Here is a 14,521-nt window from a genome sequence, read left to right on the forward strand (position 1 = left end):
TCTCCATCATTTACCAAAAAAAGAGCCTTCTGTTTTCGCAGAAGGCTTTTTTGTTGAGCAGAAGTTCAAAGTTATGAGAAAAGGAGGAGGAAAAAGTACCAAACATTCCTCCTTTTTAAAAGTCGAGTCTCTCAAAAAGGAATAGCAAAAGTTGTTTATCACCCGAGACAAAGCTAATAAAAAGATTCAATTTAAAAACAATTCGATATTTATTCTTTTTTCCTCTTCTTTCAATTTTGTAATATTTAATTGCATTATTCAAATACGAAAGAATCTGTTCTATCGATTGCAAGGGCCCAAAAGGCCTCTTGTTAAAAAATTGTCAAGAAATCGATTTCCTGATTTCAAGGATGAAAGCTTTTACAGTTTGGCTGGTATGTAGCAGGATACATGTTTATCATTGAGGAAGAATGTCAGGAAAAAATAGGATTGGAATTCCCCAAGATCTAATTGAATTCGGTACACATAAAAAAAGTGGTTGTCTCATAAATCGTTTTGTTGTCAGCCTGACCCTTCGATCTCGAGACTCTCGTCTCTCAACTGCTCAGGGTGACAGGAGTCGAAAGCCATTTCCATTCTTCCGGACGACATTTCGACTTCGCTACCAATGACGGGATGATTTTAAAGGTCGCAAATTTAGTCAGTCCGAGTGGAGTCGAGGACCTTTCGACTCCGCTCAAGGTGACAATGATCCTACTCAATGGCGAATGACCAGTCATTTCCTTTTTGTATGTTTATGGAATATTTAAGACTCAATGTGACAAACTTCACTTTTAAGACAGCCTCTATTCAATTAAGAGTTTACTTTTTACTTCTCTATTTTTTCATAACTGGCAATGACTCCCCTAACCATCGCCGAGCTAAAGCCTTGATGCTCCATTTCATTAAGTCCGACTATCGTACAGCCCTTGGGAGTAGTCACTTTGTCTATTGCAGCTTCTGGATGGATATTTTTTTGAATCATCAATTCGGCAGCTCCTTTGACGGTTTGATTTACGATCTGACTGGCAGTATTTGCATCAAAACCAATTTGTATCCCTCCCTGAATCATAGCCCTCATGAATCTCAAAACATAAGCAATGCCACATGCCCCAAGGACGGTAGCAGCTTCCATTAGGCTCTCATCGATGGAAATGGTATGTCCGATAGAGTCAAAAAGTTCTTTGACCAAACCGATTTGTCCCGGATTGGCCTTTTGCTGACAGATGCAGGTAATGGATTCCTGGATATCCGCCGCAATATTGGGCATAGCTCGAAAGGTGACGGTTTCAGAATCAAGAACCTGATACATTTCTTCCAAGGTCACTCCTGTAGCCAAAGAGATGATCAACTGCTTTTTAGGGCTTAATACAGGTTGGATTTCCCTAAGGATGGTGGCTACATTGTAGGGTTTGACTCCAAGTAGAATGACATCAGCATACTGTGCAGCTACTTTGTTGTCGGAATGTACATGTACTCCACGGGCCTCAAACTCAGCCAAAGAGCTGGAATTTCTCTTGGTTAAGCTGAGATTTTTTGGATCAAAATCTTCCTTCATCAATAAACCATTGGCGATAGAAGTACCCAGGTTGCCACATCCGATGATGGCGATTTTCTGACTGTTTAGCATGGATTTTCTAATTAGAGCAGCTGTTGCTTGAATAAAGGTAAACAAATCGGGCTCTTTTTTGCCAAAATGAAAAAGCATTCTTTTTTATTTCTGAAATCCACTCAAAAAAATATGGAAATTTTGTTTGACATAAAGTAAAGTTTGTTTTACATTTGGTAAAAAATACTTGACTTATGGAAAATCAAATCTTATTCAAAGTCCCTCTTTTGCCGGAGTCTTGGAAGAAAATTGCTTTTGTCTTCTTTCCTCTTCCGGTCTTTTTGGTGATCGGTTTGGCTTTTGTCAATCCAAATTGGGATCCCAATGAAGCAGCGCAGCTGATTTATGGGTTTTGGGCAATTGGTTTCGGGATCCTTAATCTGACCAAAGAAAAGATTGAGGATGAAATGATCCGATCATTCCGTCTTCAGGCGTTTCAGACGGGTTTCTATTGGTTGCTTTGGGGCCTTGCAGCCCTGATGCTGATCAATTATATCAGATTTGAGCGGTTCACCTCAGAGATATTTACAGCCTACCTTGTTTTGTTTTTGCTCAATCTGTACATCTATGCGGCTTTTCAGCTTCAGAAGCATCAGGCCAATAAAAAAGAGGATTAAAAACAAGTGTCATGAAACTTTCCAAAATCTTATTACCCTCCAGATTTAAGCTCATTGGATGGATTCTGCTAGGGCCATTTGCAGTCTTGACTTATATGGCGGCATTTCACGAATTTACCTTTGATTGGCTGGATGTAGGCACTCAGTCCTTGTCTACTGCCTTTAATTTTGAGGATAAAAACCTTACCAATGAATTGGCTATTCTTGGCGTCTTGGTTTCCTTGTTTCTGGTTTCTTTTTCCAGAGAAAAGGAGGAAGATGAGTTTATCCAAAAAATCAGGCTCGACAGTCTATTGATTGCCTGTTATGGCTATTTCCTGATCAATGTGTTGGGCACCCTGATTTTCTTCGGGCTGGATTATTTGTCATTTATATTTTTCAACATGTTCACCATTCCGGTACTTTTCTTGGTTCGTTTCCATTGGGTATTGATGAAAGAGCGAAAAAACTTGGACTTGGCCTCATGAAGAATACCCTAAAAATAGAGCGTGCCAGGCAGAATCTGACCCAACAGGATTTGGCAGAGAAGGTTCAGGTCTCCAGACAGACCATCAATTCAATTGAGGCTGGAAAATATGTTCCCTCTACCGTTTTGGCCTTGAAGATTTCCCGGGTTTTTGGAGTGCCGGTAGAAATTTTATTTGAATTGGAGGAGGGGGATTAGTCGATTTTATAATCCCCTAACTCTTTTTAAAGGTGTATATGACTAAAAAGTAAGAAAGCATTTGGGATATTTTCTGAGGCAACTGTCAATTTTTGGGGAGGTTGACTCGTTAAAAATCTTACCTTTGCGACCCAAGAATCTGCTTTTTTAATGCCAAAACTGATCCGAATCACTACTGTTCCGATTTCTCTCAAGCTTCTCCTTGCCGGTCAGATGAAGTTTATGAAAGAAAAGGGTTGGGAGGTAATCATGGTCAGTGCCGATGGGAGGGAAGTTGCCCAAGTGATCAAAAATGAAGGCGTCAGGCATGAGGTGATCCCTTTTTCCAGAAAAATCACTCCCGTCCAAGACCTCAAATGCATTGCCCAATTAGTCAAACTTTTCAAAAGAGAAAAGCCAGACATCGTGCATACACATACTCCCAAAGCTGGCTTGTTGGGTATGATTGCAGCCAACCTCGCCGGAGTAAAAATCCGGATTCATACCCTTGCCGGCATCCCGGCCATGGCAGCTGAAGGAAGCAAGAAAGGGCTTTTGGAAAATGCCGAAAAGTGGACCTATTCAAATGCCACAGAAGTATGGCCTAATTCCAAAGGGCTATTGGATTTTGTGGTGGAGTCTGGCCTATGTCCTGCGGGCAAGCTGAGGCTAATCGGAAGAGGCTCTTCCAATGGAATTGACCTAGAGAAATTCAATAGGGAAAATCTGAAGGAAAACCACTTGGTAGCCGCTACGATGAGGATTTTGCCGGGAGATCAGGATTTTATAATTCTCACAGTAGGCAGGCTGGTCAGAGACAAAGGGATTGAAGAATTAGTGGATGCATTTTTGGAGTCGAAGATCGTCAATCGGTCCAAATTGGTGCTTTTGGGTTCCTTTGAGCAAGAGTTGAATCCTCTTTCTCCTGCCACAATTCAGACGATTCAGGATCATCCGAGAATCGTGCAAATCGACTGGACAGACCATGTGTCGCATTACTTGGCCTTAGCAGATGTATTGGTGCATCCTTCACACCGGGAGGGTTTTCCCAATGTGCTACTGGAAGCTGGAGCGATGCAGGTGCCAGTGATCTGCTCGGACATTATCGGTAACCGGGATTTGATTTCACAGCAGAAGACTGGACTTATTTTTCCGGTCAAAGAAGCTCCAGTTTTGAAAGAGGCCTTGGAGTTTGCTTTTGTCAAAAGAGAAAAAATGGCAGAATATGCTGATCAACTTTATTTGGAAGTGAAAGAGCACTTCGAAAGAAACCGCATGCATGAGCTGATTTTTAATGAATACCAAAGGCTGATCGAGAAAGCATAAACGGGAGAATAGTTTATCTTTGACCTTCAATCAAACACAATACTTTTCTGTATGAAGTACCTGGTGACCGGCACTGCCGGATTTATTGGATTTCATGTTGTCCAGAAGCTGATAGAAAGAGGTGAAGAGGTAGTCGGCTTGGATGTCATCAATGATTACTACGATATCAATCTTAAATTTTCCCGACTGGAACATCATGGTATAGCCAAGGAAAATATCGAGACTGGAGTTTTAATTTCCTCCTCCAAGCATCCCAATTACCGTTTTTTGAAACTGGACCTGATTGATAAGGATTCTCTTATGGGTTTGTTTGAGCGGGAGAGATTTGATGTGGTTATTAATTTAGCTGCTCAGGCTGGGGTAAGATATTCTCTTACTCATCCTGAAGTATATGTGCATAGCAATATCACCGGATTCCTTAATATTTTGGAGGCTTGCCGTTTTTATCCGGTCAAGCATTTGGTTTATGCTTCTTCAAGCTCGGTCTATGGTTCAAATGAAAAAATGCCTTTTTCTACTTCGGACTCCGTAGATCACCCGATTTCCCTCTATGCTGCATCCAAAAAGTCCAACGAATTGATGGCTCATACCTACAGCCATTTGTTTGGAATTCCGACTACGGGATTGCGGTTTTTCACCGTTTATGGTCCTTGGGGAAGACCGGATATGGCTCTTTTCCTTTTCACTGAAGCCATTCTAAAAGGAGAACCTATTCAAGTCTTCAATTACGGGCAGATGAAGAGGGATTTTACCTACATTGACGATATCGTGGAAGGGATTTTAAAAGTCGCTGATCGCCCTGCTCGACCCAATAAAGACTTCGATCCAAAGAATCCTGACCCCGGAAGCAGCAAAGTGCCATTTAAAATTTATAATATCGGCAATTCTTCTCCGGTTCTTTTGATGGACTATATCCAAGCAGTGGAAAAAGGCTTAGGGAAAGAAGCCAAAATGGAACTATTGCCTTTGCAGCCGGGAGATGTGCCTGCATCCCATGCAGATGTGGAGGATCTGGTTCGAGATACAGGATACAAACCTTCTACTCCAATAGATCAGGGAGTTAAGGCCTTTACAGATTGGTATATGGATTACTATAAAAAATAACCTATGTCTAAGCGAATTTTAATCACAGGCGGTGCCGGATTTATCGGTAGTCATGTGATAAAACTTTTTGTTGAAAAATATCCTGATTACAGGATTGTCAACCTGGATGTGTTGACTTATGCAGGTAATCTGGAAAACCTAAGAGAAGTGGAGGATGCTTCCAATTACCACTTTGAAAAAGTAGACATTCAAGATGCGGATGCTTTGGATGGGGTTTTTTCAAAACATCGAATCACCGACGTGATTCACCTTGCAGCAGAATCCCACGTAGATCGCTCGATTTCTGATCCTTTGGCCTTTGTAAAAACCAATGTTTTTGGGACCGTAAACCTTCTAAATTCCGCTAAAAAAGCATGGGCGGGCGAGTTGGATCAGCACTTATTCTACCATGTATCTACCGACGAAGTATATGGCTCCCTGTATGATGGAGGATTCTTCTTGGAGACTACTCCCTACGATCCCCAATCGCCTTATTCTGCCTCCAAAGCAGCTTCTGATCATTTTGTGAGGGCCTACGCCAATACGTACAAAATGAAAACCGTGGTGTCCAACTGCTCAAACAACTACGGCCCTAACCATTTTCCGGAGAAATTGATCCCGCTGTGTATCAATAATATCAAGAATATGAAGCCGCTTCCGGTCTACGGAAAAGGAGAGAATGTTCGTGATTGGTTGTTTGTAAAAGATCATGCGCGGGCGATAGATACTGTTTTTCACAAAGGGCAACCGGGTGAAACCTACAACATAGGCGGCTTCAATGAATGGAAAAATATCGATATCGTCCGTCTGCTTTGCAAAAAAATGGATGAAAAACTGGGTCGTGAACCTGGAACTTCAGAAAAGCTGATCACCTTCGTCCAGGATCGTGCAGGTCATGACCTTCGTTACGCCATCGATGCCAGCAAAATTCAAAAAGAACTGGGATGGGAACCAAGTCTACAATTTGACGAAGGAATCGATATCACGATCGATTGGTACCTCGCCAATCAGGATTGGTTAGACCATGTGACTTCCGGTGCTTATCAGGACTATTACAAAGAGCACTACGAAAACTGATAAAAACAAAATTCCCCGGAGATTATCCGGGGATTTTTGTATCAAAGCGTTTTTTAATACAATGTCCTAAACCGGATCGTTCCCGGGATATTTTTCAGCGCATCAATCGCATCTTCCTCGTAGGCTTTGTCAATATCTGTGATCACGTAACCAATTTTTTCATTGGTTTTGAGATACTGCCCTACGATGTTGATGTTGTAGTTTGCCAACACTTGGTTGATTTTTGCCAAAACTCCGGGTTCATTGTGATGCAAATGGATCAATCGGTGAGCATTTTTCAGGAATGGCAACTGAATATTTGGGAAATTGACTGAGTTGAACGTGTTACCGGTATTGATATACTCCATGATTTTGCCGGGGACAAATCGTGCGATATTTTCCTGCGCCTCAAGCGTAGAACCTCCGATATGGGGAGTAAGGATCGTATTTGGTAATCCGATCAATTCTGACTCGAAGGGCTCTTTATTGTTTTTGGGTTCTTCGGGGAAGACATCCACTGCACATCCAGCCAAGTGTCCGGAAAGAATCGCATTCCGAAGTGCCGGAATGTCCACTACATGGCCTCGGCTCAGATTGACCAGAATCGCACCGGGCTTCATTTTTTTGATCTTTTCAGCATCGATCAGGCACTTGTTTTCCTTCCTGCCGTCTACATGAAGAGAAATCATGTCGCAGGTTTCCAACAGCTCATCCAAAGAGTTCATTTTGGTAGCATTGCCAAGGGCCAGCTTTTCTACCACGTCGTAGTAGAATACATTCATCCCCATGTTTTCGGCAAGTACAGACAGCTGAGCTCCGATATTGCCGTAGCCCACGATTCCCAGCTTTTTGCCACGAATTTCGAAAGAGCCGGAAGCGGATTTGTCCCATTTACCTTGGTGCATGCCAATGGATTTGTCGTGGAATCTTCGCATGAGGAAAATAATCTCAGCAATTGCCATTTCCACTACAGATCGGGTATTGGAAAAAGGAGCATTAAATACGGCCACACCTTTTCTTTGGCACTCCTCAAGGTCAATCTGATTGGTGCCGATACAGAAAGCTCCAACTGCCAAGAGTCGATTAGCATTGTTCAAGACCTTCTTTGTCACATTGGTTTTGGAGCGAATCCCCAAAATGGAGACATTTTTGATCTTTTCGCAGAGCTCATCTTCGCTCATCGCTCCCGCGGCCACTTCGACTTGGTAGCCTTCTTCTTTGAGCAAATCCACGGCGATAGGGTGTACATTCTCCAAGAGAAGTACTTTGATTCGGCTTTTTGGGTAAGAAAATTTCGTGTTCAATTTGTTGATGTATAGAATTTCGTCAAAACTGGGGGCAATATGATCCGCCTGGCTGGTGACTTTGGGCCGGTGGACGTTTTCAGTGAAGGCATAAAACTTATTGGCCAGACCTGAAGCTTTAATCTCATAGTCAGTGTAGCCGTCACCGATGACATAGATATCACCTTCCAGATTCACATTCCGAATTGTCTCAGCTTTACCGTTGTTTTGAGAAAGTGGATTGTTTCGGTTGAAGTCTACAATATTTCCTTGGTCATCATAGACAAAATCATTGGCAAAAACATTCTCTTTTTTGATACCAAATTCGGTGACAATGGGGATGATAAAGTCTTTGAACCCATTCGATATGATAAAAACATCTTCAGCATTTTCTTTCAGCCATTCTTTGTTCCGCTCAAAAGATTTGGAAACCTTCTTCTTCAGTGCCTTGATTAATAAGTCAATTTGAGACTTATTGGCTTTTAAGATATCTAGCCGCTGCTCCAGACTTTCCCGAAAGGTTACCGTCCCTTCCATTCCTCTATCGGTAATGTCTTTGATTGCCTGAAGTTTTTGTGGTTTTTGTGGATCACCCTCAAGAGAGATTTCTCCAAGAATATCCAAGGCTTCCACCCGGGTAAAGGTACTGTCAAAATCGATGATGAACTTTTTGGTTTGAGGCATAAGTGCAGGGAATTCGCTGAATTGATGAGGTAAAATTAAAGGATTGTCAAAAATTGCATGGGATTATTGTCACTTTTGTTTAAAAAGATTTTCTGTAATTAAAATTTGTTAAAAAAATCGCGGTTTACTGCTGTTTCAATCGTTTTCAAGACTTTTCCATCGGCAGTTTTTTTCCCAGACCACTTTTGCCTTATTTTTGGGAAAAATAAGATCAACTCATTTTAGAGCCAATTTAGATAAAAACGAGTTTGGTCAATTATACTTCTTTCCCTTTCGAGCAGGGACGCTCGATCATTAAAATAATCTATTTAGCTATGAAAAAAACGTTCATTCTTTCCGTAGCAGTCTTGTCTTCTTTGACCTTTTCCTGCCAAAAAGCGACAGACACAGCTGCCGAAACCACTACCTATGAGGTGGTCGGAGAAGCTGAGGTAGTTCCTGGCAATTATGGGGACATTTTTGAATCCCAAGAAATCACATTAGCAACTGAGATGGTATCTCAGGTGGAGGCTAATGGAACTTTTGAAGGGAAAATTTCCGGTGAGATCAAAGAAGTGTGTACCAAAAAGGGCTGTTGGTTTTCCATGGATTTGCCCAATGGAGAGTCCATGAGAGTTACTTTCAAGGATTATGGATTTTTTATCCCCACCAATTCTCAGGGTTTTCCGATCGTCATGGAAGGAAAAGCTATACTTACTGAAACCGACGTAGAAACTCTTCGTCATTTTGCAGAAGATCAGGGGAAAACCAAGGAGGAGGTAGAGGCGATCACGGAGCCAAAGAGAGAAATTACTTTCGAAGCTACCGGAGTAGTGATCAAAGCAAAAGCCTAATGCCGATAGCTCTGGATAACCTCCGGGTAGGAAGAATATATCTTCTTGTCAATCAGGGAGAAAGGCGGAAGTTGGAGGTCGTGTCGAGGATTTCCGGAGAAAATTTCAAAGTTAAAGATTTGGATACCTTGGAATATTATACTCTTGAGGAACTGCTCCGGTGGGGAAGAGGCAAAGACTACGATCTCGAGGAATTAAGATAAATCTGGAGGATTTCTTGAATTGGAACTAGAAAAAATGGGCAGCATTCAATCGAATCTGCCCATTTTTTTAATTAGTGAATCGCTCTAAACCCGGGTTCGTAGATGATCCGCACAAAAGAGCCCAAACCTGCGTCCGGTTGACCCACCGGAATTGCAGAAACAATTCCGACCATTAAGTTTTCTGCCAAACCCAGCCTCATCTGAGGACGGAGCGTGGTCCAGATTTTATCTCCAGCCAGTTCCTGATTGATCTCCATCCCGATGAAGTTTCTTGTGCCAGTGACCATGTAGTGGAAGTTCCAGTTGATCTGATACCCAAAGTTTGCTTTTTTATCAAACTCCTTTTCAATCACCGGGCCGGTGTAAATCAGCGTATGATAATTGGTGTTCCACCGTTTGGCAGCCACAAAAAAGGGATTGTAGATATTCCCTTTGAAAGTTTGTCCTTTTCCGAGTTTGTTGAGGTCTACCAATTCGAATTCATGGATGTATCCTAAGGCTAGGGATATGTTTCTTTTTTCAGAGACCAAAAAGGTATACTGAGTAGCAAGTTTTAAGGATTCCAATCGATTGGCGGGAATGGCACCCTCCCGATTTCCGTTTCGAAAAGAGTACAGGCTCAAGGGTAGTTCCACCTCCAAACCTAAGCGATCAATTGGAGCCCATTCGTATTCGATCAAGGCTTCAAATTCATCATAACGGCGCATATCCTGCATGCCCATTCCGACGTTCCATTCTTTTTCGCCTTTTCTGGCACCCAAATCCCGAATCAAATCAATAAATAGGGGTTCGGCATGGAGGATTTTGGGCTTTTTATCGGAAAAGTGTTTTTCTACTTCTTCTATGAACAGACTGTCTTTAATTTCTCGTGACAGCCTGAGCGTATCGGTCTCTTCCTGTGAAAAGACCATAGGTGAATACAGTCCAAAAAGGACCATAAACAAGAATTTTTTCATGGTAAGTGTTGGATAATAGTGAGTTGATTATAAAAAAGAAAGAATCAACTCAGATCTGGAGGTGAAAAAGGGGAGGCCATAGGTGAATCCACCAAGTCTTCCTGGCTATTGAAAAATTTCTTTTTCTCTATGGACGAAAAGAAATTCAAGAATTCAAACTCTTTGGCAGAAAACCAGTCTTTTGCCTTTTTTGTCGATTTGTCTTCTTGTTCTGTTCCGTTGTCAGGAATCACATCGCAGTCTCCCTCCAAAGCCCATTCATAGACCAGTTCTCCTAGAGTATCGATTGGGTCTTCTAACTCCAGAGTTTCGCTTTGGATAATCGAAGACTCCTGAAAATTGACAGATAGATTGATGAAGTTGACCAAAACCAATCCAAACCAAATCCTGCATAGGAGATGTCCCTTAATTTGGGAAAGGAAAGCATAAGAGGCTTTGGATTTCATGATTCAAAACTAGGAAAGGCAAATCATCCTGTCCAACTTTTTAATATTTATTAGCAAAAAGGTAACCTTTGTCACCTTTTTAATCCCTAGGTGAGTTTACTTTTGGTCAGAATTGAATTCCTTATGTCCAGATCCCTTTCTTCCGCTATTGCCCATTGTACCTGTCCCAGATGCAGAGAGGGCAAGCTATTCCCTGTCTCTCCTTTTAGCTATCGCAAACTCACTGAAGTAAATATGACCTGCGAAGTATGTGGAGCTCGGCTGATTCCGGAACCTGGTTTTTATGACGGAGCGATGTATATCAGTTACGCCTTTTCTGTGGCCTTGGTGATTACTTCTCTTGTGGCTATGAATGTTTTGGTGGAAAAACCGGAACTATGGATGTACCTTACCACCGTGGTCGTATTAAATATTGTCTTGCTTCCTGCCATGCTTAGGTATTCCAAAACATTATATCAATATGCTGCAGGAAAACTCAAATACCGGGGAGAATAATGAATTGAGCTGAGGAGCTTTTTGATTCAATGATTTTTTTGCATGTTGGAAGAGGATAATTCCTTTCTGATGAAAAAATCTACATCAACTCTATTGAAAAAAGTGGCGATTCATGCGATGGGGTACTTTTACCTTGCTGCGGGAATCAATCACTTTCTGACTCCTGAATTTTACCTTCCTCTGATTCCTCCTTTTTTTTCTTATCCGGAATTGATCAACATCCTTTCGGGAATAGCCGAGGTACTGCTTGGGATGGGAGTTTTATACTATCCAACCCGCAGCAGGGCTGCCTGGGGTGTGGTGGTTATGCTTTTGGCATTTATTCCTTCACATGTATATTTTATTCAAATCGGGTCATGTATAGAAGGTGGACTTTGTGTAGAGGAGTGGATAGGTTGGGTGAGACTCGTGATAATTCACCCCATCCTGATTTTTTGGGGGTATTGGATTGCAAAGAATCCCAAAATCTATGGCTAAGAATGTTTTTGGAGAAGAATTGGAGGTTTGCTGTACAAATCCCATGACTGGGTTTTACAGAGACGGATCTTGCAAAACGGGGCCTCAGGACTTGGGTACACATACGGTTTGTGCAGTCATTACTCAGGAGTTTTTGAATTATACGCTATCTAGAGGCAACGATTTAATCACTCCCAGACCGGAATATCTTTTTCCCGGATTAAAGCCAGGGGACCGATGGTGCCTTTGCGCTCTCCGATGGCTGGAAGCATACCGGGCAGGTAAGGCTCCTGCAGTAGTCTTAGAGGCTACTCACGAAAAGACCCTTGAGATCATTCCAATGCATGTTTTAGTAAGTTTTGCCTTTAAATAAGGTGATAATTTTTTCTTATTGTTAGTATTACTAACATTTCTGAAAGAATTACAAACTTTTTGCTTGTAGTCTCCGTTTAGTCCTTGTTCGTGGAATTTAGGAAGTTATGGAGTCAATTCTAAAAAAGATTCGGGTGAATGTAAATTCCAACCTTTATCTAAAAGATCCATTCAGTTCTGAACTGGGAGTATTGATTGTGAGAGAAGCTACTCAACTGATTCAGGAGTTGGGAATGGAAAATTTCACCTTCAAGAAATTAGCATCCAAAATCGGAAGTACAGAAGCAGCCATTTACCGATATTTTGAAAACAAGCACATGCTTTTGCTGTATCTGAATGCATGGTACTGGGCTTGGATGGAGCATAATTTGGTTTTTGCGACAGCCAATCTGATTGATCCCGAAGAGAGATTGGGCGTAGCGATTCGATTGATGGTGGATGGACCGCTCTATCGTGAAAATGACTTTTTGGACCCTAAGCAACTTCATCTTTTGGTTGTCAATGAATCACTGAAAGGTTACCTTACTAAAGCCGTGGACAATGAACATGAATCCGGGATTTTTGCGCAGGTGTACAAGTTTGGGGAAAGAATCTCGGCAATTATTCAAGAAATCAATCCCACATATCAATTTCCCAAAACTCTCGTATCCACCGTTATGGAGTCCTCCCTTTTACAAAATTTTAATTCCCGCCATTTGCCTGGAATGACAGAGGCAAAGCCAGATGGTGGAGAGCGCTTGAACTTCTTTAAAGAACTCGTTGTAAAAACCATTTCCAATGCATAGCACATCAGGTTTGACCCCAACCAAAAGGTTTTTCAGCCTACTCCGAGAGGAGAAAAAACCCGTTTATGCCATCTATTTCTATGCTATTCTCAACGGAATCATCACTCTTTCCCTTCCCTTAGGGATTCAAGCCATCCTCAATTTCATTTTGGGTGGCCGGATTTCTACTTCTTGGGTGATTTTGGTGGTGATCGTTGCTCTTGGGATAGTCTTTGGTGGTTTCCTTCAGATTTCTCAGCTCCAGATTATGGAGAAATTGCAGCAGAGGATTTTTTCCAAATCCGGGCTTTCCATTGCATATAGACTACCTAGAGTCAAGACGGAAATTCTGCATGGAGAGTATGGCCCTGAGATAGTCAACCGGTTTTTTGATACGGTGAATCTTCAAAAAGGACTTTCCAAAATCTTGATTGACTTTTCTGCTGCTTTGCTTCAGGTGTTTTTCGGCTTACTGCTTTTGTCAGTTTACCACCCGACCTTTATTCTTTTTGGATTGGTTTTGATCGGGATTTTGACCCTGATTTTTTATATCACTGGACCTCAAGGAATGGAAACCGCATTGAAAGAATCCAGCTACAAATACAAAACCGCATTTTGGCTGGAAGAAGTGGGCCGAACCATGAATGCCTTCAAGCAAGCTGGGCATACCCGTCTTCCATTGTTGCGTGCAGACAAGTTGCTTCAGCGGTATGTGGAGTTTAGATCGAAGCACTTTTCTGTTTTGATCTTTCAGTACAAGGTCATGATTGCCTTTAAGGTGTTGATTGTGACAAGTTTACTCTTGGCAGGGTCCCTTCTCTTGATCAATGAGCAGATTTCCATTGGGCAGTTTGTTGCAGCTGAAGTAATTATCGTTTTGGTAATCAATTCTGTGGAAAAGCTTATACTTTCTCTTGAGACTGTATACGATACCTTGGTTTCGGTCGAAAAGCTTGGACACGTGATGGACTTGGAGTTGGAACATAGCTCTCCCAATGAAAAAGTAGTTCAGCCTACCAAAGAAGGAGCGCTCAAGTTGGCTTTGGATCAGGTGGTATTTCAGCCTCAGGATTCTTATGAACCTTTGTTAAAAGGGGTTAGTCTGACCATCGATCCGGGAAAAAAAGTCGTAATTACCGGCAAAAGTGGAAGCGGAAAAACGGCCGTTTTGGCTCTGATGTCCGGTATTTATGAAGATTATGAGGGAAAGGTCTTGGTCAATGATCTTTCTTTGGAATTCATCAATTTGGAAAAATACCGGGGGATGGTTGGAGACTTCCAGGAGATCCAACAGATCTTCCATGGGACCATATCTGAAAATATCCTTTTGGGCAGAGACTTCGACAAAAATCACCTAGATCACCTGATAGAATTGGTAGGATTGAAGGACTACATCTATCAGCTTCCTGATGGCTTGGAGACGATGCTTCAGCCGGAAGGAAAAGGACTTTCCAAAGCCCAAGCCCAAAAAATCCTAGTGGCCCGAGGCTTGGTTGGTTCTCCTAAAGCTATATTGATTGAGGAGTCCTTTCATTATCTCAATACCGAGACTTCCCAGAGAATTATTGATTACCTGCTTTCCGGAACATGGACCCTAGTAGTGATTTCAGAAAATGACGAAATCATTCGAAGAGCCGATGTAGTAATCTTGATGGATGAGGGTAAGGTTCTTTACCAAGGTCCATACGAAGGATATAAAAATCTTAAACTCTAAAG

General features: G+C 41.9%; 17 protein-coding genes. 13 read left to right on the forward strand and 4 right to left on the reverse strand.

Annotation, left to right across the window (positions count from 1 at the left end; translation table 11 throughout):
* Nucleotides 1-808: 808 nt before the first annotated feature.
* Nucleotides 809-1,609 carry a pyrroline-5-carboxylate reductase gene (gene proC, locus AAA942_RS00995; RefSeq protein ID WP_338218355.1) on the reverse strand — a complete coding sequence of 267 codons (801 nt, stop codon included), beginning with the start codon at nucleotides 1,607-1,609 and terminating at the stop codon, nucleotides 809-811.
* A gap of 173 nt (nucleotides 1,610-1,782) precedes the next feature.
* On the opposite strand from proC, the gene AAA942_RS01000 reads away from it, so the two are divergent.
* The 6 genes from AAA942_RS01000 (at nucleotide 1,783) to rfbB (ending at nucleotide 6,334) form a co-directional block, all read left to right on the forward strand.
* Complete coding sequence (locus AAA942_RS01000; protein ID WP_338218356.1) at nucleotides 1,783-2,205, forward strand: hypothetical protein; 423 nt, start codon at nucleotides 1,783-1,785, stop codon at nucleotides 2,203-2,205.
* Nucleotides 2,206-2,216: 11 nt separating this feature from the next.
* Entirely contained in the window at nucleotides 2,217-2,672 is a 456-nt protein-coding gene (locus tag AAA942_RS01005; protein ID WP_338218357.1) for a hypothetical protein, read from the forward strand.
* Complete coding sequence (locus AAA942_RS01010) at nucleotides 2,669-2,869, forward strand: helix-turn-helix transcriptional regulator (protein ID WP_338218358.1); 201 nt, start codon at nucleotides 2,669-2,671, stop codon at nucleotides 2,867-2,869. Before AAA942_RS01005 ends, AAA942_RS01010 begins: the two co-directional genes overlap by 4 nt.
* Before the next feature lie 150 nt (nucleotides 2,870-3,019).
* The gene (locus tag AAA942_RS01015) at nucleotides 3,020-4,174 is read left to right on the forward strand and encodes a glycosyltransferase family 4 protein (protein WP_338218359.1); all 1,155 of its coding nucleotides are present in this window, start codon (nucleotides 3,020-3,022) and stop codon (nucleotides 4,172-4,174) included.
* Between the two features lie 51 nt (nucleotides 4,175-4,225).
* Nucleotides 4,226-5,278, forward strand: coding sequence for an NAD-dependent epimerase (locus tag AAA942_RS01020; RefSeq protein WP_338218360.1), 1,053 nt, complete (start codon nucleotides 4,226-4,228; stop codon nucleotides 5,276-5,278).
* Between the two features lie 3 nt (nucleotides 5,279-5,281).
* Nucleotides 5,282-6,334 carry a dTDP-glucose 4,6-dehydratase gene (gene rfbB / locus AAA942_RS01025; RefSeq protein WP_338218361.1) on the forward strand — a complete coding sequence of 351 codons (1,053 nt, stop codon included), beginning with the start codon at nucleotides 5,282-5,284 and terminating at the stop codon, nucleotides 6,332-6,334.
* A 53-nt stretch (nucleotides 6,335-6,387) separates the two neighbouring features.
* On the opposite strand, the gene serA is transcribed toward rfbB, so the two are convergent.
* Nucleotides 6,388-8,280 (reverse strand): phosphoglycerate dehydrogenase, encoded by a 1,893-nt coding sequence (serA, locus tag AAA942_RS01030; protein ID WP_338218362.1) that lies wholly within the window; start codon nucleotides 8,278-8,280, stop codon nucleotides 6,388-6,390.
* Between the two features lie 314 nt (nucleotides 8,281-8,594).
* On the opposite strand from serA, the gene AAA942_RS01035 reads away from it, so the two are divergent.
* Nucleotides 8,595-9,113 (forward strand): DUF4920 domain-containing protein, encoded by a 519-nt coding sequence (locus tag AAA942_RS01035; RefSeq protein ID WP_338218363.1) that lies wholly within the window; start codon nucleotides 8,595-8,597, stop codon nucleotides 9,111-9,113.
* The gene (locus tag AAA942_RS01040; protein ID WP_338218364.1) at nucleotides 9,113-9,316 is read left to right on the forward strand and encodes a hypothetical protein; all 204 of its coding nucleotides are present in this window, start codon (nucleotides 9,113-9,115) and stop codon (nucleotides 9,314-9,316) included. Before AAA942_RS01035 ends, AAA942_RS01040 begins: the two co-directional genes overlap by 1 nt.
* Nucleotides 9,317-9,387: 71 nt before the next feature.
* On the opposite strand, the gene AAA942_RS01045 is transcribed toward AAA942_RS01040, so the two are convergent.
* Nucleotides 9,388-10,272: an HAEPLYID family protein gene (locus AAA942_RS01045; RefSeq protein WP_338218365.1), complete on the reverse strand. Its 885-nt coding sequence runs from the start codon at nucleotides 10,270-10,272 to the stop codon at nucleotides 9,388-9,390.
* Between the two features lie 44 nt (nucleotides 10,273-10,316).
* Nucleotides 10,317-10,718 carry a hypothetical protein gene (locus AAA942_RS01050; protein WP_338218366.1) on the reverse strand — a complete coding sequence of 134 codons (402 nt, stop codon included), beginning with the start codon at nucleotides 10,716-10,718 and terminating at the stop codon, nucleotides 10,317-10,319.
* Nucleotides 10,719-10,841: 123 nt separating this feature from the next.
* Between AAA942_RS01050 and AAA942_RS01055 the strand changes: the two genes are divergently transcribed.
* The 5 genes from AAA942_RS01055 to AAA942_RS01075 all read left to right on the forward strand — a co-directional run bounded on the left by AAA942_RS01055 (nucleotide 10,842) and on the right by AAA942_RS01075 (nucleotide 14,519).
* The gene (locus AAA942_RS01055) at nucleotides 10,842-11,213 is read left to right on the forward strand and encodes a DUF983 domain-containing protein (RefSeq protein ID WP_338218367.1); all 372 of its coding nucleotides are present in this window, start codon (nucleotides 10,842-10,844) and stop codon (nucleotides 11,211-11,213) included.
* A gap of 69 nt (nucleotides 11,214-11,282) precedes the next feature.
* The gene (locus AAA942_RS01060) at nucleotides 11,283-11,690 is read left to right on the forward strand and encodes a DoxX family protein (RefSeq protein WP_338218368.1); all 408 of its coding nucleotides are present in this window, start codon (nucleotides 11,283-11,285) and stop codon (nucleotides 11,688-11,690) included.
* Nucleotides 11,683-12,042 (forward strand): DUF2237 family protein, encoded by a 360-nt coding sequence (locus AAA942_RS01065; protein WP_338218369.1) that lies wholly within the window; start codon nucleotides 11,683-11,685, stop codon nucleotides 12,040-12,042. Before AAA942_RS01060 ends, AAA942_RS01065 begins: the two co-directional genes overlap by 8 nt.
* A 106-nt stretch (nucleotides 12,043-12,148) precedes the next feature.
* Nucleotides 12,149-12,826 (forward strand): TetR/AcrR family transcriptional regulator, encoded by a 678-nt coding sequence (locus AAA942_RS01070; protein ID WP_338218370.1) that lies wholly within the window; start codon nucleotides 12,149-12,151, stop codon nucleotides 12,824-12,826.
* Nucleotides 12,819-14,519 (forward strand): peptidase domain-containing ABC transporter, encoded by a 1,701-nt coding sequence (locus AAA942_RS01075; RefSeq protein ID WP_338218371.1) that lies wholly within the window; start codon nucleotides 12,819-12,821, stop codon nucleotides 14,517-14,519. Before AAA942_RS01070 ends, AAA942_RS01075 begins: the two co-directional genes overlap by 8 nt.
* Nucleotides 14,520-14,521 lie beyond the last annotated feature (2 nt).

It is taken from the genome of Algoriphagus sp. oki45, assembly GCF_036245605.1.
GTDB lineage: Bacteria > Bacteroidota > Bacteroidia > Cytophagales > Cyclobacteriaceae > Algoriphagus.